Source organism: Streptomyces sp. NPDC006332 (assembly GCF_040612855.1).
Classification (GTDB): domain Bacteria; phylum Actinomycetota; class Actinomycetes; order Streptomycetales; family Streptomycetaceae; genus Streptomyces.
Window position 1 is genome coordinate 102,501 of record NZ_JBEXRA010000009.1, and the last position, 18,270, is coordinate 120,770.

Annotated in this window: 17 protein-coding genes and 1 pseudogene; 1 reads left to right on the forward strand and 17 read right to left on the reverse strand. The window is 71.8% G+C overall.

Features of this window, described 5'->3' with window-relative positions:
- Positions 1 to 39: 39 nt before the first annotated feature.
- The 17 genes and pseudogenes from hypE to ABZ027_RS11205 all read right to left on the reverse strand — a co-directional run bounded on the left by hypE (position 40) and on the right by ABZ027_RS11205 (position 17,197).
- Positions 40 to 1,122, reverse strand: a complete 1,083-nt coding sequence (gene hypE / locus ABZ027_RS11125) for a hydrogenase expression/formation protein HypE (RefSeq protein WP_356766706.1) — start codon at positions 1,120 to 1,122, stop codon at positions 40 to 42.
- On the reverse strand, positions 1,115 to 2,242 hold the full coding sequence (hypD, locus tag ABZ027_RS11130; protein WP_356766708.1) for a hydrogenase formation protein HypD: 1,128 nt from the start codon (positions 2,240 to 2,242) through the stop codon (positions 1,115 to 1,117). Before hypD ends, hypE begins: the two co-directional genes overlap by 8 nt.
- Positions 2,239 to 2,544, reverse strand: coding sequence for a HypC/HybG/HupF family hydrogenase formation chaperone (locus ABZ027_RS11135; RefSeq protein ID WP_356766710.1), 306 nt, complete (start codon positions 2,542 to 2,544; stop codon positions 2,239 to 2,241). Before ABZ027_RS11135 ends, hypD begins: the two co-directional genes overlap by 4 nt.
- 30 nt (positions 2,545 to 2,574) lie before the next feature.
- Positions 2,575 to 4,953, reverse strand: a complete 2,379-nt coding sequence (hypF, locus tag ABZ027_RS11140; protein WP_356766712.1) for a carbamoyltransferase HypF — start codon at positions 4,951 to 4,953, stop codon at positions 2,575 to 2,577.
- Entirely contained in the window at positions 4,950 to 5,741 is a 792-nt protein-coding gene (gene hypB, locus ABZ027_RS11145) for a hydrogenase nickel incorporation protein HypB (protein ID WP_356766714.1), read from the reverse strand. The genes hypF and hypB overlap by 4 nt, the downstream gene beginning before the upstream one ends.
- 3 nt (positions 5,742 to 5,744) lie before the next feature.
- Positions 5,745 to 6,143: a hydrogenase maturation nickel metallochaperone HypA gene (locus ABZ027_RS11150; RefSeq protein WP_356766716.1), complete on the reverse strand. Its 399-nt coding sequence runs from the start codon at positions 6,141 to 6,143 to the stop codon at positions 5,745 to 5,747.
- 265 nt (positions 6,144 to 6,408) lie between these two features.
- Positions 6,409 to 6,951 (reverse strand): hydrogenase maturation protease, encoded by a 543-nt coding sequence (locus tag ABZ027_RS11155; RefSeq protein ID WP_356766718.1) that lies wholly within the window; start codon positions 6,949 to 6,951, stop codon positions 6,409 to 6,411.
- On the reverse strand, positions 6,948 to 8,378 hold the full coding sequence (locus ABZ027_RS11160) for a hypothetical protein (RefSeq protein WP_356766720.1): 1,431 nt from the start codon (positions 8,376 to 8,378) through the stop codon (positions 6,948 to 6,950). Before ABZ027_RS11160 ends, ABZ027_RS11155 begins: the two co-directional genes overlap by 4 nt.
- Entirely contained in the window at positions 8,375 to 9,067 is a 693-nt protein-coding gene (locus ABZ027_RS11165) for a DUF6084 family protein (protein WP_356766722.1), read from the reverse strand. The genes ABZ027_RS11160 and ABZ027_RS11165 overlap by 4 nt, the downstream gene beginning before the upstream one ends.
- The gene (locus ABZ027_RS11170) at positions 9,064 to 9,705 is read right to left on the reverse strand and encodes a DUF5947 family protein (protein WP_356766724.1); all 642 of its coding nucleotides are present in this window, start codon (positions 9,703 to 9,705) and stop codon (positions 9,064 to 9,066) included. The genes ABZ027_RS11165 and ABZ027_RS11170 overlap by 4 nt, the downstream gene beginning before the upstream one ends.
- Entirely contained in the window at positions 9,702 to 10,247 is a 546-nt protein-coding gene (locus ABZ027_RS11175) for a hypothetical protein (protein WP_356766726.1), read from the reverse strand. The genes ABZ027_RS11170 and ABZ027_RS11175 overlap by 4 nt, the downstream gene beginning before the upstream one ends.
- Positions 10,244 to 12,028: a nickel-dependent hydrogenase large subunit gene (locus ABZ027_RS11180; protein ID WP_356766728.1), complete on the reverse strand. Its 1,785-nt coding sequence runs from the start codon at positions 12,026 to 12,028 to the stop codon at positions 10,244 to 10,246. Before ABZ027_RS11180 ends, ABZ027_RS11175 begins: the two co-directional genes overlap by 4 nt.
- Positions 12,029 to 12,107: 79 nt before the next feature.
- Positions 12,108 to 13,196, reverse strand: coding sequence for a hydrogenase expression protein HypE (locus tag ABZ027_RS11185; protein WP_356766730.1), 1,089 nt, complete (start codon positions 13,194 to 13,196; stop codon positions 12,108 to 12,110).
- A 63-nt stretch (positions 13,197 to 13,259) separates the two neighbouring features.
- Positions 13,260 to 15,037: pseudogene (locus tag ABZ027_RS11190) on the reverse strand (hydrogenase maturation protein).
- 191 nt (positions 15,038 to 15,228) lie between these two features.
- Entirely contained in the window at positions 15,229 to 15,486 is a 258-nt protein-coding gene (locus ABZ027_RS11195) for a hypothetical protein (RefSeq protein WP_356766732.1), read from the reverse strand.
- Complete coding sequence (locus ABZ027_RS11200; protein WP_356766734.1) at positions 15,473 to 15,787, reverse strand: DUF6400 family protein; 315 nt, start codon at positions 15,785 to 15,787, stop codon at positions 15,473 to 15,475. The genes ABZ027_RS11195 and ABZ027_RS11200 overlap by 14 nt, the downstream gene beginning before the upstream one ends.
- Positions 15,788 to 15,976: 189 nt before the next feature.
- Positions 15,977 to 17,197 carry an acyl-CoA dehydrogenase family protein gene (locus tag ABZ027_RS11205; protein WP_356766886.1) on the reverse strand — a complete coding sequence of 407 codons (1,221 nt, stop codon included), beginning with the start codon at positions 17,195 to 17,197 and terminating at the stop codon, positions 15,977 to 15,979.
- Positions 17,198 to 17,426: 229 nt separating this feature from the next.
- Here ABZ027_RS11205 and ABZ027_RS11210 point away from each other — a divergent pair, with 229 nt between their 5' ends.
- Entirely contained in the window at positions 17,427 to 18,251 is an 825-nt protein-coding gene (locus tag ABZ027_RS11210) for an enoyl-CoA hydratase-related protein (protein WP_356766736.1), read from the forward strand.
- The last annotated feature ends 19 nt before the right edge of the window (positions 18,252 to 18,270 follow it).

Genomic DNA, 18,270 nt, shown 5'->3' on the forward strand with positions numbered 1-18,270 from the left:
GGGCACGGACGGTCGGGCCCTCGGCGAGCGGCACCCCGGTCAGCAGATCCGCGGCAGCTGCTCCCCGATCGGCAGATCGACCACCCGTGTTCCCCCGAGGCCGGTCCGGGCCACGACCATGCCGGGATGCTCCTCGACGGCCTCACCGATGATCACGGAGTCCGCTCCCAGCGGATGGGCCCGCATCGCGTCGAGGACCGCGCCGGCGTGCTCACGCGGGACGAAGGCGACCAGCTTGCCCTCGTTGGCGATGTACATGGGGTCCAGGCCGAGGATGGCGCAGGCATTGGCCACGGCCGGCGGGACCGGGACCTCGCGTTCCCGGACCACCACCCCGGTGCACGAGGCCTGCGCGATCTCGTTGAGCGAGGCCGCCAGGCCGCCCCGGGTGGGGTCGCGCAGTACGTGCAGATCCGGGGTGACGGCGAGCATGGCGTCGACCAGGCCGCCGAGCGGCGCGCAGTCGCTCTTGATCTCCACTCCGAACTCCAGGCCCTCCCGGACGCTCATGACCGCCACCCCGTGCAGACCGATGGCACCGCTGACGATCACGACATCGCCGGGGACGACCCGCTGCGGACGCAGATCGACGCCCGCCGGGACGAGACCGATGCCCGCGGTGTTGATGTAGATCCCGTCGCCGTGTCCGGCCTCCACCACCTTGGTGTCCCCGGTGGCCACCTCCACGCCGGCGGTGCGCGCGGCCGCCCCCAGCGCCTCGGACACCCGCGTGAGGACGTCCAGCTCGACGCCCTCCTCCAGGATGAACCCGCAGGACAGGTAGGCGGCACGGGCGCCGCTCATGGCGAGGTCGTTGACGGTGCCGTTGACCGCCAGGTCGCCGATGCAGCCGCCGGGGAAGAAGAGCGGCCGCACCACGTAGGAGTCGGTGGAGAACGCCAGCCGGGCACCGCCCAGGGACAGCACGGCCGCGTCACCCATCTGGGCGAGCACCTCGCCCCCGAAGGCGGGCGCGAAGATCTGCTGGACCAGTTCGCCGGAGAGGACCCCACCGCCGCCGTGGCCCATGACGACGCGGGGCCGGTCACGCAGCGGCGCCGGACAGGTCCACCCTTCGACGTCCAGGGCGGCGGGGGCGGGAAGATCGGTGGTGTCAGACAACGGGGGTCGCCTCCCGGGTCTTGGCGGCGGGCATGTCCAGCCTCCGGTAGAGGTAGTACGCGGCGCAGGCGCCCTCGCTGGAGACCATGGTGGCTCCGAGCGGGGTGCGGGGGGTGCACAGGGTGCCGAAGGCCTCGCACTCGTGCGGCTTGAGCAGTCCCTGCAGGACCTCGCCGCTGCGGCACTCGGCCGGCTCCTCGGTCCGGATGCCGTCGACCGAGAAGCGGTGCTCGGCGTCGTGGTCGCGGTACTTCGACGACAGCCGCCAGCCGCTGTCGGGGATCACCCCGATGCCGCGCCAGGCACGGTCGGTGACCTCGAAGACGTCCTCCAGCATGGCGCGGGCGGCCGGGTTGCCCTCCGGTCGGACGGCACGGGCGTAGGCGTTGTCGACGGTGTGCTCCCCGCGTTCCAGCTGGCCAACGGCCCGGCGCACCCCTTCGAGGATGTCCAGTGGCTCGAAACCGGTCACGACGATCGGAACCCGGAAGCGTTCTGCCAGTTCCGGGTACTCCCCCATGCCCATCACGCTGCAGACGTGTCCGGCCGCGAGGAAGCCCTGCACCCGGCAGCTCGGCGACGACATGATCGCCTCGATGGCCGGCGGTACCCGGACATGGGACACCAGCATGCTGAAGTTGCCGATGCCCAGCTTCCGGGCCTGATGGACCGTCATGGCGTTGGGTGGTGCGGTGGTCTCGAAGCCGATGCCGAAGAACACCACCTCACGGTCCGGGTTCTGCCGCGCGATCCGCAGCGCGTCGAGCGGCGAGTAGACGACACGGACGTCACCGCCCTCCCCGCGGACCTGGAACAGGTCCCGTCCGGTGCCCGGCACGCGCAGCATGTCGCCGAAGGAGCAGAAGATCACCTCCGGCCGGGAGGCGATCTCCAGGGCCTTGTCGATGACCTCCAGCGGGGTCACGCACACCGGACAACCGGGTCCGTGGATCAACTCGACCTCATCCGGCAGGAGTTGGTCGATGCCGTGCCGGATGATGCTGTGTGTCTGCCCTCCGCACACCTCCATCAGCGCCCACGGCCTGGTGACGGTGGCGTGGATGTCGTCGAGGAGCCGGCGCGCCAGCTCCGGGTCCTGGAACTCTTCGATGTACTTCACTGGTTGTGCACCTCTTCCACCGGGGCCGAACCCGTCTCCGCCGCCGCCGCTTCCCAGGGGTCGCCGAACTCCTCCTGCAGCAGGCCGAGTTCGGCGAAGAGTTCGAGGGTGTGTCGTGCCGACTCCTCGTCCAGCCGTTGCAGGGCGAACCCGACGTGGACGATGGCGTACTCGCCGACCTGGAGGTCGGGCAGGTACTCCAGGCACACCTCCTTGACCACGCCGCCGAAGTCGACGGTGGCCATCCGGGTGCCGTCCCGTTCCTCGATGTCCAGCACTCTGCCGGGTACCGCCAGGCACATGAGCCTCTCCTCGCTGTGGGTCGCGCGTGGTCAGTCGGTGGGAGTGGTCCGGGCGGCCACCATCAACTGGCCCAGGGCCAGGCCGCCGTCGCCCGGCGGCACCAGGTGGTGCCGCAGGACCGTGAAGCCGTCCTCGCGCAGGGTGGTGGCGCAGGCCGAGGAGAGCAGCGTGTTCGCGAAGACGCCGCCGGTCAGGGCGACCGTGTCCAGCCCGTGCCGCTCCCGGGCCCGCGCGCAGATCCGGTGGACCAGGCCGCTCACGGCCCGGTGGAAACGAGCCGCGACCAGGGCGGTCTCGACGCCCGCGCGCAGGTCACCGACGATCGCCGCGAGTACGGGTGCCGGATCGGCCCGCACCGCGCCGTCCCCGCTCTCCTCCGGGGGGTGCAGGGCGAAGGCGTACGCGGTGGTGTCCTCGGCGGGTGCGTGCACAGCAGCGCCCTCCAGCTCGACGGCGGCCTGCGCCTCGTATCCGGCGCGGTGGCACACCCCCGCCAGAGAGGACACGACGTCGAAGAGCCGGCCCATGCTGGACGTGGGAACACAGTTCAGGCCGCGCTCCAACTGCCTTCGCAGCAGGCGGAGTTCGTCGGGAGGGCAGGCGGTCGTACAGGCCAGGTCGGCGGACCAGTCGATCCCGGCCGCCCAGAGATGGGCCAGCGCCATGCGGTAGGGCCGTCGGACCGCGGCGTCGCCACCGGGCAGCGGAACGTACTTGAGGTGCCCGAACCGGGTGAAGCGGTCGTAGTCCGCAAGCAGGAACTCCCCGCCCCACACGGCGCCGTCGTCCCCGTGGCCGGTGCCGTCCAAGGCGACGCCGATCACCGCCCGGGTACCGTCGAGCCCGTGCTCGGCCATCGCGGCGGCGACGTGCGCGTGATGGTGCTGTACCCGCACCACGGGCCGCTGCGCCGCGTTCCGGTCGGCCCACCGGGCGGAGCGGTAGCCGGGATGCCGGTCGGACGCCAGCGTCTCGGGCCGCACCCCCGTGATGGACTCCAGTTGCGCCGTCGCGCGCTCGAAGGCCCGCTGCGTACCGACGTCGTCCATGTCGCCGATGTGCGCCGACAGCCATGCCCGGCGGCCCGCCCCGAGACAGAAGGCGTTCTTCAGGTCTCCGCCGACGGCGAGGGCCGGCCGCACCGGCACCGGGAGGGAGAGGGGCAGCGGCGCGTATCCACGGGAGCGGCGGATCACCAACGGTTCCCCGTCGCAGACGCGGACCACGGAGTCGTCGCACGGGACGTGGATCGGCCGGTCGTGGGTGAGCCAGGCGTCGGCCAGGTGCGCGAGCCGTTCCAACGCCTCGGCGTCGTCGGTGACGATCGGCTCACCGGAGACGTTGCCGCTGGTCATGACGAGCAGCCGGGGTCCGTCCGGGTCGCCGGGCAGGCCGAGCAGCAGATGGTGCAGGGGCGTGTACGGCAGCATCACCCCGAGGTCGGGGCTGCCGGGCGCCACGGCCTCGGCGGGTCTCGGGTCCCCGGCCGGGGACGAGGGGTGCGGACGCCGCCGCAGCAGGACGACCGGCCTGGCCCGTCCTTCGAGCAGGTTCCGCTCCTCGGGACTCAGCCGGACGAGGTGACGGACGTCGTCCGCGGTCCTGGCCATGAGGGCGAACGGCTTGTCGCCGCGTGCCTTGCGGCGTCGTAGGAGGGCGACCGCCGACTCGTTGGTGGCGTCGCACGCCAGGTGGTAGCCGCCCAGTCCCTTCACGGCGAGGATGGCGCCGGCGGACAGCAGTGCGCGGGCGTCACCGACCGGGTCCGCCCCCGTGACGTGCTCGGACCGCGGGGCCAGCAGCCGCAGACGCGGCCCGCACGCGGGGCAGGCGACCGGCTGCGCGTGGAAGCGGCGGTCGGCCGGATCCGCGTACTCATGGGCGCAGTCGGCGCACATCGCGAAGCCGGCCATGGTGGTGTGGGCCCGGTCGTACGGCACGCCGGTGACGATCGTGAAGCGTGGGCCGCAGTGGGTGCAGTTGACGAACGGGTGGCGGTAGCGCCGGTCCGCCGGGTCGGACAGCTCGGCGAGGCAGTCGGCGCAGGTGGCGCAGTCCGGGGAGACCAGGGTGCGGGCCGGTCCGTCCGTGCGGGAGGTGAGGATGGTGAACGCGGTCCCGCCGGCCGGAGGAACCTCCCGGTGGTGGACGGACTCCACGCGGGCCAGCGGGGGTGCCTGGGCGGCGATCCGGTCGCAGAACCGGGCCACGGCCGAGGCGGTGCCCTCGACCTCCACGACGACACCTTCTGGAGTGTTGGTCACGTGTCCGGCCAGCGCGAGTTCGGTGGCGAGGCCGTACAGGTAGGGCCGGAAGCCGACCCCCTGCACCACTCCCCGGACGGTCACCCGGCGGCGTCGCGGGGTGGTGTCCTCGGCGACGGCGGTCGGGGCCTGCGGACCGCTCACGAGTGGGTGTGGGCCATCGTGCCGGTGGCTTCCGGGTGCGTGTGCGTGTCGGGCTCGTGCGGGTGACCGTCGGTCTCGTGCGTGTGGCCGTGGTGATGGGACAGCCGGGCCATGACCGGCGCGTGGACGGGTGCGCCGTCCGCGGCGGCCAGCGCCCTGTCGAGCAGCGCGCCGACTCCCTGCCCGCGGCGCGCCGAGGTCAGGACCACCTCGACTCCCGGGTTGACCTGCTCCACGTTCGCGCGGAACGCGGCCTCGTCGAACTCGACGGCCTCGGCGATGTCGGTCTTGGTGACCACCACCAGGTGGGCGAGGCCGAAGGCGGTGGGGTACTTGAGCGGCTTGTCCTCGCCCTCCGTCACGGAGGCGAGGGTGACCCTCAGGGTCTCCCCCAGGTCGTAGGAGGCCGGGCAGACCAGGTTGCCGACGTTCTCCACGAACAGCAGCCGCGTGTCGTCGGGCAGCCACCCGTCCAGGTGCCCGGCGAGCATCCCCGCCTCCAGATGACACAGTCCGTCGGTGAGCACCTGCTTGACCGGGACGCCCGAACGCGCGAGGCGGGCCGCGTCGTTCTCGGTGGCCAGGTCGGCGCTCAGCGCCGCGACCGGAACGGACCGCTCGCGTGCCCGCAGCAGCTCTTGCTCCAGCAGCGCGGTCTTGCCACTGCCGGGACTGGACAGCAGGTTGACGACCGCGGTGCCTCGGGCCGTGAGGTGGGCGCGCAGTTCCTGGGCGCTCGCGTCGTTCTTCGCGAGTACGGCCTGGCGCAGGTCGACGACACGACACATGGTTCAGCGCTCCTCGGAGATCGGTTCGCGGGTGGGCGCGTGCGGAAGGCCGCCGTCCTCCCATTGCACGTCGATGATCTGCAGCTCCCGGCCGGTCAGCAGGTCGGTCCGCGTGCCGCCGCACTCGGGGCAGGTCAGCCGGGGTGGCATGCCGACGGCCCAGTCGTGTGCGCAGGGCGTGCAGCGGGCCCGCCCCGGCACCGCCTCGGTGACCAGTTCGGCGCCTTCCAGCAGGGTTCCGGCGCAGGCCAGTTCGAAGGAGAAGGCGAGCGCGTCGGGTACCACACCGGCCAGTTCGCCCACCTGGAGTCGTACCGATCGCACCGCCGTGACGTCGCCGGCCCGCGCGGCGGCCTCTGCCACCTGGTCGACGACGGCCAGCGCGACGGACATCTCGTGCATGGGTCTGGCGTCCTTCCCGTCCGTGGCGTGCCTCCGGTCGGATTTCATTAGAGGCTCGCGCGCCGGGCCGCACGGCCCGGCACGCCGTGACCGGCCGGCGGGTACGCCGTTCGACGCAACCGCGCGGCGCACCGGTCGCGGCACGATTCACATCCGTCGGATACGCAGGTAGCGCCGTACGTCGGGGAACACCTCGACGACGACGGCGACCATGGCGGCGAGGGCCGCTCCACCGATGACGATCTTCTTCATCCCGTCTCTCTCCTCATGTCGAGGCCTCAGTGGTTGAGGCCTGCGCCCGGGTCGGCTCGCCGTCCCGCAGCAGCTCTTCGATCAGCCGGACAGCCTCCGGTACGGCGTCGGAGACCGGCGCGCTGAGACCGATGCCCTCCTCCACCGAGGCCGGTTCGCATCCGACGACCAGGACGCGGCGTGGTGGCTCGGCGCCGGTCCCGGCGCACAGGGTGCCCAGCAGCGCCAGCACGGCGTCGGGGGTCATCCGATGACCGTCCAGCGCGGGGGCGGCGGGCGAAGCGCTCTCGCCGAGGTCGTGTTCGATCACGTACAGCGTGCCGGGGGCTTCGCCGCGTGCCGTGGCGTCCACCAGGACGAGGGTGTCGTAACCGTCCAGGAGCTGGTACGCGAGGTGCACTCCGCGCACCCCGATGTCCACGACCTCGATGTGTCCGGGCAGCTCGCGCTCGGCGAGCCGGCGGGCGGTCTCCACGCCGAAGCCGTCGTCCCCGAGGAAGATGTTGCCGATGCCGGCCACCAGGGCTCTGGGGCCCGGCTGCGGGGAGGGGTTCATACGTCGTCCTCCAGCGGTGTGACCTCGTCGGGCTGGAAGTACAGGAACCGTCCCTGCTCGCGGCGGATGTCGGCGCCCGGGTCGCCGTCGACCGTGACCGCCAGGTGCACCTGGCCGTCGACGTCGTGCAGCACCGCCTCGACCGTCGCGGTGCGGCCCTGCAGGAAGATGTCCTGCGCGTCGGTGCGCCGCAGGCCCGGGCGCAGCTCGACGCGGCTGCCCCGGCCCACCGACCGGCCGTCCACGTCCACCCGGTCGCGCTCCGGGTCGAAGCCCGCCTCGCTCGCCGGGTCCCACCAGGGGGTGTCGGGCCGCCGCACTCCGTACTCGTCGGGGAAGCCGCCGTCCTGGGTGGCGAGGCCCGGGCCGGTCACCTCGCGCAGGCTGCGCACCGCCCCGTGCAGACGTTCCAGGACCTCGGCCGGCATCGAGTCCGCCAGGTCGATCACGGCGGCGGCCCGTTCGTCGGTGCCGCGGGCCTCGCGTTTCTCCTCGTCGGTGAGGGCCGCGGTGCGCAGCGCGAGGATCTCGTCGATCTCGGTGGCGTCGTAGAGCGCGCCGGGGCTCTCCGGCGCGATGGCGGGATGGTCCTCCAGGATGATCGGCGAGGACAGCACCAGGTCGGCGCGGCCGGGTTCGCCGGCCAGTACGGGCCAGGTGTGCAGATTGCGGCAGCCGGCGACCGCGGCCTTGGCCCACTCGGGGGGATCGGTCATCGACAGGAACGATCCGGCGCTGAGGGCCATGAGCGTGTGGGTGGCCACCAGGGAGTGCGGCAGCGCCGCGTCCCGGTCGGCGCCGCCGCCGTCGGGGGGTGTCCAGTCGCTGGTGTTCTCCACCACGGCGGTCAGCCGCATGGTCCGGTAGGGGCCGTCGATCTCGGCGGCGGACAGCCGGATCGTCCCGCTGATCTCCGCTCCGCGTCGGACCAGTCGGCCGACGGTGCGGCCGGCGGCGTCCAGAACGGGTGCGGTGTCCTCCCGGGCGGGGCGTCGGAAGGGATGCGTGACGCCGTCGCCGAGGAGCTCGTCCATCGACACGACCACCTCGACGTGCTCCTCCTCCCCTTCGTCCCAGGGCACCAGCACCCGGTCGTCGAGGCGGAGCTCGGGCACCGTCTCGTAGCCGCCGTCCGGGCGGATTCGCTGTACCGTGCGCCGTCGGGCGTGCAGGAAGCGCACCTCGACCGAGAGGGTCGCCCCCGCCTTCGGTTCCATCAGGCACTCGGTGTGCTGGAAGTCGTGTTCCTCGCACGCGGCGCCCCAGGCGGGCGGCACGAGCACCCCGAACTGCCAGCGCAGCCGGTTCTTGGCCGCCGAGGCGCGGTACGGGTAGAGCACATAGCCTTCGAAGAGGACCGCGTCGGCCACCTGCCGGGCGAGGGCGAACCGTTCCTCGGTCTCGGGGGCGAACGCGGGCGCGGTCACGGTGGGGTCCTTCCGGTGGTGGCGGTGAGTGCGCGCAGCGGGTCCCTGCGGGGCGGGTCCGCGGCACCGCTGTCGTCGAGCAGGGCCTTGAGGGTCGCCTCCCAGGAGGGCAGCGCGTGCCGGGAGCGGTAGGCGAGGAGGGCGTCCATGGTGTCGCGCGGCAGCCGGATCCAGCCGCATCCGGGGAAGTGTTGTTCGACCATCTCCCGCCAGGTGGCGACCGGCATCCCGAAGGCCGCCTCCCGGTCCCAGGGGACGGGTTCGACCTGGAAACCGCCGGCTCCGGTGAACGCCGTACCGGAGAACAGCATCAGCAGCGGAACCTCACCGCTGGTGAGCGCGGCGAGGTAACGGGTCGCGGCGATGTCCATGTCGTAGGTGCAGGGCACGACGAGGTCGGCGTCGGTCTCCCCGGTGAACCCGGGGACCATCAGCGGGATCTGCGCGAACTGCACCGGCTTGAGCGTGCTGCCCCAGCGTGAGCGCTCGCCGAAGAGGTCCCCCAGGCCGTCGGCCTCGGCCGGGTCGTAGGTGCGGCGGGCGGGTTCGATGCGGATCTGGCAGCGCAGCGCGAGGGCGTGCACGCGGGCGTTGTCGGCGGCGGTGACGCGCAGCCTGAAGACCAGGGTCGGTCCGGCGGCGTACCGGTCGGCGCGGACGCCGGTGCAGGCGAAGGAGAGCTCGGTCACGGACGCACCGCCTCGCCCACGGGCCGGGCGCGTCGTGTGACGTCCGCGAAGAACTCGTCCAGGGCGGCGCGGGCCTCGGCCCCGCCGTCGAAGCCCTGCCACAACAGGCGCATCCGGCCGACGAGTTCGTAGCAGATGTCGATGGGGACCAGGTGGCACTCGCCGTGGCCGTCGGTGCGGCGCAGCAGCAGCGCCTCCACGTCGGGTTCGAGCAGGGTGGCGAGGCGGCTGTCGCCGAGGACCGCCGTCCAGGTGGCCGGTTCGAGTTCGCTCTCGGTGGCTCCGGCCGGGCTCGGGTACAGGGCGACCAGCCGGTCGAGTGCCGCGTTGCGGAAGAGGAAGGCGACGCCGACCGGGATCTGCAGCGCCTCCCAGGCGCTGTCGTCGAGGTGGTGTGCAGGGTCGGTGAGGTAGCGGGCCGGGACCGTGCGGAAGCGGCCCGCGGCGGCGCCCGGCTGCTGCATCAGCAGCGCGCAGGGGACGCACGCGCAGACCAGGGCGCGTTTGTCGGTGTCGACGAGATGCCGGTGGTCCGCCTGAACCGTCACGGCGCACAGTTCGCACCGTTCGGCCCGCAAAGGTCTCTCGGTGAGGAACCTCCGCAGGCCTGGCGTGCGCGTCGCCGGGGACGCCGTCATCGGGCCCCCGCCGGTGCCGTGCCGATCTGGAGCAGGGCGGGCCCCGCGGGCGCGGCCTGTACGTCGACGGCGCTGACCTCCGGTGCGAAGCAGGCGAGCGCCGCCTCGGCGTCTTCCCGGGCGCCCGCAGCCGCTCCGGGCCCGGAGCCGCAACCGCAGCCGCCTGCCTCCCGGGCCCGCAGCGTCAGGGTGCCGCTGTCCTCGTCGAAGTCCACGACGTCCAGGGCGTGTTCCTGGACGCTGTCGAGGGCCCGGGCGATGCGGGTGTCGCGGTCCTCGGGGTGCAGGTCGTGCAGGACGAGCAGGCTCGCGACCAGTTCGTCACCGAGGAGTGCCACCGGCGGTTCGCCGGGGCCGGCGGACAGCAGGTGGAGGATGCGGGCGAGGCCGGCGCCGTAGAAGTCCATGAGGGACCGTACGAGTTCCTCCGCCGCCGCGGCGGCGGCCGGGTCGCCGCTCGCGGTCAGTCGTTCCAGGACCTCCTCGACCCGGCGTCCGGTCTGCTCCGGGCTCACCGGCACGGCGGTCGTTCTCGCGCTCATCCGCCCAGTCCGCTCAGGCCGGTGGGCACGTGCATCGACTTCACCGTCTTGCCGCCCCCGACGTACATGTGGACGCCGCAGGGCAGACACGGGTCGAAGCTGCGGACGGCGCGCATGATGTCGATGCCCTTGAAGTTCTCCGGGGTGTTCTCCTCGAAGATGGGCGTGTTCTGCACGGCGTCCTCGTACGGGCCCGGCGTGCCGAAGGTGTCCCTGGTGCTGGCGTTCCAGGGGGTGGGCGGGTACGGGTGGTAGTTGGCGATCTTGCCGTCGCGGATCACCATGTGGTGGGAGAGGACACCGCGGACCGCCTCGGTGAAGCCGACACCGATGCTCTCGTCCGGTACCTCGAACTTCTCCCAGGTCTGGGTGCGTCCGGCCCGGACCTCCTCGAGGCCCTTCTCCGCGAAGTGCAGGGCGACGGCGGCGGTGTAGGCCTGGAAGTAGGTGCGCGCGCGGTTGCGTTCCAGCGCGTTGCTCCACTTCGGGATCTTCCACTCGAAGGTGGTCTCCGGCCTGGTCATGGTGCGGGGCAGGTTGATGACGACGCTGTGGCCGGTCGCCTTCACGTATCCGGTGTCGACGAGTCCGGACAGGGCGGTCGACCAGAGGCGGGCGATGGGGCCGCCGCCGGTGTCCAGGGCGAGGTGGTCCTTGCCGTCGAACCACCGCGGGGACATGACCCAGCTGTACTTGTCGTCGAAGTTCCGCTTCTGCGGGGCGGGGATGGTGTGCTGGTTCCACGGGTGGCGCGGGTCCACCGGGTTGCCGAGCGGGTCGTGGGTGACGAACTGTTCCTGGCCCTGCCAGTCCTCGTAGTAGGAGCTGCCCAGCAGGATGCGCATGCCGAGGTTGATCTCGGTGAGGTCGTTGGTGACGAGTTTGCCGTCGACGATGATGCCGGGGGTGACGAACATGCGCCGGCCCCAGTCGGTCATGTTGGCGTAGGTGAAGTCGCAGTACTCGGGGTCGTTGAGCGCGCCCCAGCAGCCGAGCATGACCCGGCGGCGGCCCACCTCCTCGTACCCGGGCAGTGCCTCGTAGAAGAAGTCGAACAGGTCGTCGTGCAGGGGCACGACGCGCTTCATGAACTCCACGTACTTCATCAGCCGGCTGAGGTAGTCCGTGAAGAGCTGTACGGAGGCGATGGTGCCGACGCCGCCCGGGTAGAGCGTGGAGGGGTGCACATGGCGGCCTTCCATCAGGCAGAACATCTCCCGCGTGTAGCGGCTGACCTGAAGGGCCTCGCGGTAGAACTCCCCTTCCAGGGGGTTCAGCGAGCGCATGATGTCGGCGATGGTGCGGTAGCCGTGGTCGGCGGCGTGCGGGGCCTCGGTGCGCTCGGCGAGTTCGAGGACGCCGGGATTGGTCTCCTTGACCATCTTCTCGCAGTAGTCGACCCCTACCAGGTTCTCCTGGAAGATGTTGTGGTCGAACATGTACTCCGCGGACTCACCGAGGTTGATGATCCACTCGGCGAGGTGCGGGGGCTTCACGCCGTACGCCATGTTCTGCGTGTACACCGAGCAGGTGGCGTGGTTGTCGCCGCAGATGCCGCAGATGCGGCTGGTGATGAAGTGGGCGTCTCGGGGGTCCTTGCCGCGCATGAAGACGCTGTAGCCGCGGAAGACCGACGAGGTGCTGTAGCACTCCGCGACCCGCTTCTGCTTGAAGTCGATCTTGGTGTGGATGCCGAGGCTGCCCACGATCCGGGTGATCGGGTCCCAGGCCATTTCCACCAGGCCGCTGCCGTCGCCGGCCGCCTTCGTCTTCGGTGCCATCTGTGTGCCGTGCCCTTCGTTGCGCGGGAGGTTCGTGGGGGGTGCACGAAGCGGGGAGCGGATCACCTGCGGCGAATGCTCACCAGGGGGGTCGGTATCCGGTGGTGATCTTGTCTCCGGTGCGGCGCCACTTGGGCTCCATGTCCACCGTCTTCGCGGTGATCGACCGCAGTTTGCGGACCACGGCGCCGTACGCTCCGCTGGCGTTGCTGGACACCTTGGCGCCGGGGGGTTCGTCCATGAACGGCATGAACTTGTCGGGGAATCCGGGCATGGTGCAGGCGATGCAGATGCCGCCGACGTTGGGGCAGCCGCCGATGCCGTTCATCCAGCCGCGCTTGGGCACGTTGCACTTGACGACCGGGCCCCAGCAGCCGAGCTTGACCAGGCAGGTCGGCGAGTCGTACGACAGGGCGAACTGGCCCTGTTCGTAGTAGCCCGCGCGGTCGCAGCCCTCGTGCACGGTGGCCCCGAACAGCCAGGTCGGACGCAGCTTGTCGTCCAGCGGGATCATCGGGGCGGCGCCGGCCGCCTGGTAGAGCAGGTAGGTGAGCGTCTCGGAGAAGTTGTCGGGCTGGATCGGACAGCCGGGGACGCACACGATGGGGATGCCGGCGTGGGACTTCCAGTCCCAGCCGAGGTAGTCCGGAACGCCCATCGCGCCGGTCGGGTTGCCCGCCATGGCGTGGATGCCGCCGTAGGTGGCGCAGGTGCCGATGGCGACGACCGCCAGGGCCTTCGGGGCGAGCCGGTCGATCCACTCGCTGGTGGTGATCGGCTGCCCGGTCTCCGGGTTGTCGCCGAAGCCGCACCAGTAGCCCTCGGGTTTGATCGCCTCGTTGGGGACGGAGCCCTCGACGACCAGCACGAACGGGTCGATCTCGCCCCGCTCCCCCTTGAAGAACCACTCGATGAACGTGTCCGAGCCGCCGATCGGGCCGCACTCGAAGTCGATGAGCGGCCAGTGGACGGCGATCTTCGGCAGACCGGGCAGGACACCGAGCGCGATCTCCTCGATGCTGGGCTGCATGGCGGCCGTCAACGAGACCGAGTCGCCGTCGCAACTCAGACCCGCGTTGATCCAGAGGATGTGGATCGTGGGTGTCTCGTCGGCGAGCGCGCCGTCCGCGTCCGCAGCGCCGACCGTGTCCGGCGTCGCCTCAGTCATGGGACCGCCTCCCGGGGAGGTAAGGGATGAAGGCCTGCATTTCGGCCGTCGCTCTTCTTCGTATCAGGGGTTCGGCGGTGACGAGACGTCATCGAGGGCCGTTCCGGTGACATCGGCGGAGGGGGTCGGGCCGGTCAGGCGAACGGGGCGCGAGCGAGGTGCGGCGGGGTGCCCTGGGGCCGCTCCTTGTGGACGAAGGAACGGCGCAGGGCGTGATACGGGGCGCCCGGGTCGTCGAAGGTCCAGCGCATCCGGGCCAGCTCCCACGCACGGAAGCCGGCCAGCGGGGTCGTGCTCTCCAGCCGGTCCAGTGCCGTCTTCTTCGCGGCGATCCGTGACGCCGTGGCCGGGAGTGACGCCAGCCGCGCGGCCAGGTCGCCGACCTCGCGTGCGAACGCGTCAGGGCCGCGGTCGACCACCCGGTCGACGAGACCGAGGCTCAGTGCGCCCGCCGCGCTCACCGGGAGAGCCTCATGCATGAGCCGTTCGGCGGTCGCGGTACCCACCCTGCGCGGCAGGGTGTACGTCCAGTACTCCGAGCCGTACAGGCCCATCAGACGGTAGTGGGGGTTCAGCACGGCGCCGGAGCGGCACCACACCTCGTCGGCGGCGAGGGCGAGCATCACCCCGCCCGCCGCGGCGTTGCCCGCGACCGCGGAGACCACCAGGCGGTCCGTCGTCGTCAGGACGGCCTCGACCAGGTCGTCGATGGCGTTGATGTTCGCCCAGGACTCGGCGGCGGGGTCGTCTGCGGCCTCGATGACGTTGAGGTGGATCCCGTTGGAGAAGAAGTCGCGTTCGCCGCCCAGCACCAGTACCGACGTGGGACGCGTGCACGCCTGACGGTAGGCGTGCAGCAGACGCCGGCACTGGTCCGTGCTCATCGCACCGCCGGGGAAGGAGAAGGAGAGGAAGCCCACGTTCCCTTCCTCCCGGTAGCGGATGTCCGTCCAGGTCTCGTACCGCGGAGCGGGCAGCAGGGGCAGGGTGTGTTCGGGCAGCGGCGGCAGCCGGTCGCCCAGGGCACGCACGGCGGGCAGTTTGAAGGTGGGCGGCTGCCCTGGCACGCGCCGGGGCCGCAGCTCGGGGATCCACACGGCGCCGTCCGTGGTGGCACGGCAGATGGCCCCGGCCCGGGTGGCGAGCAGTTCGCCCGGGCGGCCGCGCAGCACGCTGTCGGGATGACCGCCGTGCAGATACCACTCACCGCCGAGCAGCACATCCAGCACGCCCGGCTGCGAGTCCGCCGCTCTCAGCTTGCGCAGGACGGTCCGAGTGGGGTCCTCGGCCCAGTCGATCCGCCGGACGCTCTGGTCGAGGTAGGGGCGCGTGCGCAGACGGGCGTCGGTCGTTGCTGCCGCGTCCTGCTTGCGCGGTACGTGGGTTCCCGCGGCGTAGCGTTCCACGGCGAGCAGGAGGGCTTGGAGCGCGGCGTCGGCGATCTCGCCGCGGTACAGCTCGCTCTTGGAGACCGGGGGGACCCGGCACGGTACGCAGGCCCACACGTCGCCGGCGTCCATCTCCGCGTCGGCCTGCAGGACGGTGACACCCCAGTGCTCGACGCCCTCGTGAATCGCCCAGTCCAGGGAGGACGGCCCACGGTCGCCCACCGGCCCCGGATGGACGATGAGGCAGGTGTACGCCGCCCACACCTCCTCGGGGATCACCGCCTTCAGCATCGGCGCCACGACGAGCTGCGGTGCGTGCCGACGTACGGCGTCCGGCAGCGGGTGGCCGGGCAGGGCGAGTTCCACCGCCACGGTGTGGCCGCGGTCGCGCAGCTCGGCGTGGGCGCGCTGGGTGAGACTGTTGAACGCGCTGGCCAGGATCAGGATGTGCACGGCTGCCTCCGGGCGGACGAACGGCTGGCAGGGAATGGCCACCGACCGCGATCGTCCGCCAGGAGGGGACGCCGTCCCCGACGACGGCCGGTGAGGTCATCCGAAAAGCGGGCGCCGATCCGCCGTCCGGCCTCACCGGTCATGGCCGCGGGAGGGACGACCCGCTCATCGGGTCGGCGGTCGTCAGGGGATCACTGTCGTCGCAGGCCGCTGGTGACGCGCCGCCACGGGGAGCGGGTGGCACCGAAGTGGGTCTCGTGGGTCCAGATGTGGGTGCACGAGCGGCACTGCAGGTGGAGCAGGCTGCCGACGTTGGAGAGCAGGTAGCGCCAGTGCTCGGAGCAGGTGCGGCCCTGCTCGCAGGTGTCGCACCCGCGCCGGTCGTCGCAGTTGGGGCAGGCCACCCAGGCGCGACGCCCGATGTCGGCCTGCGGGTCAAGCGGCAGCACGGCCGCCCCCTCTCCGCGGCAGCACACCGGCCGAGACCAGCTCGTCGTACACCCGCTGCTGTTCCGCGTCCAGGCCGGAGTACAGCAGCGCGTAGGCCGCTTCCTCGCCGTTGAGCGCGGCGACGGGGTCCCAGTCGGGGCCGAGGGCGTCCAGGACATGAACGCGCCTGAGCAGTTCGTGGGAGCTCAGGTCGATGGCCAGGTCGAGTGTGGGGAGGGCGTCAGGTCGGTCCGCCGCAGGCCTGCTCGCCTCAGCGGGTTCGTCCGGTTCGCCGGGATGGGCGCGACCATGGGGGGACATGCGACCGAACGTTAGGTAAGCGCCGCTCGCCCCGGCAAGGGCAGGTGGGGGAAGTCACAGTCCTCCGGAAGCCGTACGGACTGGGACAGTAATCCCCGTACCGCACGGTTTCCGGTGACCTTTCCCATTGAGTTAACTGTATCAAGCGTAAAGAAAGTAATGCGGCAGGAGCAGTCGGCCGACGTTCCGTCAGGAGCCGCTGGGTTCGGTCTGCCGGGGTCGGCGGTACGGCTTCACCGCGCGGCGGGCGATGGCGAACCGGTGGGTCTCGGACGGGCCGTCGTAGATCCGGAACGGCCGCACCTCCCTGATCAGTCGCGCCAGCGGGGCGTCCTCGGCGGAGATGCCCAGCGCGCCGCAGATCTGCACCGCCCGGTCCACGATCCGGCCCACCGCCTCCGCCACGAAGACCTTGGACACCGACGAGAACTGGTTGGCGCTCGCGGAGCTGTTGTCCAACTCCCAGGCGGTACGCCAGATCAGCGCCCTGCTCGCCTCGATGTCGATCTCGGAGTCGGCCAGCATCTGCTGCACCATGCCGAGATCCCCCAGCAGCGAGCCGAAGGCCTCCCGGGTCGCGGCCCGTTCCAGGGCGACGTCCCGGGCACGGCACGCGGCCCCGAGCCAGCGCATGCAGTGCGTCAGCCGGGCGGGGCCGAGGCGGACCTGGGCGTTCTCGAAGCCCCGGTCCACCTGGCCGAGCACCTGACCCTCGCCGACCACACACTCCTCGAACACGACCTCGCTGTGTCCGGCGAACAGGCTCTCGTCCAGCGTGTCGATATTCCTGACCACGCGCATACCCGGGTTGCCGGCGTCGACGAGGAACATGGTGGCGCCGCCCGGACCGCCGGGGCTGCCGTCGGTGCGGGCCATCACGATGGTGAAGTCGGCGCCGTCAGCCCCGGTGATGAACCACTTGCGCCCGTCGATGCGCCAGCCCCCGGGGACACGTACGGCCGTGGTCCGCAGGGCGCGGGGGTCGGCGCCGGCGCCCGGCGCGGGCTCGGTCATCGCGAAGCACGAGCGGAAGTCGCCGGCGGCCAGCGGGCGGAGGTAGCGGGCCTGCTGCTCCTCGGTGGCCACCTTCTCCAGCAGGTGCATGTTGCCCTCGTCCGGGGCCGCGCAGTTCAGCGCCAGCGGGCCGAGCACGGAGTACCCGGCGGCTTCGAACACCACCGCCTGTCCGCGCAGGTCGAGCCCGTGCCCGCCCCACCGCTCGGGGACGTGCGGCGCGAACACGCCCGCCTCGCGGGCCCCCTGCTGCAGGGCCTCACGCAGGGCCCGCGGGGCGTCGTGGACGGACCCGCCGCACTCGCGCTCGGCGGGGATGACCACCTCGCGGACGAACTCGGCGGTGGCCTCGGCGAGCCGGGCGACTGACGGATCGACATCGAACTGGATCGGCACGGTTCCTCCCGCCGACAGGCGAGCGGGCGCCGGTGCCCGTCGCATCGCGGAAACTGTACAACGAATCAAGTATCTATTGACCCGAATGAACAGAGAAGCCTCGACGGCGAGCCAATCTCCGTCGGCGACAGCGAACCGGCCATTGCCGAAACTGTAGGTCGGGTCCAGTATGTGAGCGCCGTTCCCGAGGAGGGGAACGGCCGTTCCCGACGAGGGGAGAAGATCTCCGATGAGCACCCAGCCGGTCCGGGTCGTCCGCCATGTCGACGGGGTCGTCGAGCTGCTGCTCGACGACCCCGCCCGTGGAAACGCCCTCGACCTCCCGACCGCCGAGGCCCTGCGCGACGCGGCCGCCCAGGTCACCGCGGATCCCGGCGGGGCGGTGCTCCTGCGGGCGGCGGGCGGGAACTTCTGCGTGGGCGGTGACCTGCGCGCCTTCGCCGGGCGTGGAGCGGACACCGCCACGTACGTCCAGGCGGTCGCCGGCGCCGCGCACGAGGCCGTGCGGGCCCTGCACGACCTGCCCGTCCCGGTGGTGAGCGCCGTGCGCGGGGCGGCGGCGGGCGGCGGGGTCGGGCTGGCCCTGGCGGGCGACATCGTCGTGGCGGCCCGCTCGGCGCGCTTCCGGCTGGCGTACACGGCGATCGGGCTCACCCCGGACTGTGGCGCCTCCTGGATCCTGCAGCGCCTGCTGGGCCCCGGGCGGGCCGCGGACCTGATCCTCACCAACCGGGTCCTGACCGGCGAGGACGCCGAGCGATGGGGGCTGGTGTCCCGGGTCGTGGAGGACGACGAACTGGACGACACCGCCCACCGGACGGCGGCCGGGCTGGCCGCCGGCTCCAACACCGCGCTACGGGCCGCGAAGGCGCTGCTGCGGGCGGGCGCCGAGGCACCGCTCGGCGAGCACCTCGCCGCGGAGGCGCACTCCATCGCCACCCTGGCGGGCGGGGCGGAGGCCCAGGACGCGATGGCCGCGTTCCTCGCCGCACGGTCCGGCGGCAGGGGGTCCGCTGAGCGGACGGCAGCCGAGGAGCCGCAAAGTGTTTCTTGAGTACCTCTTCACTAACAGG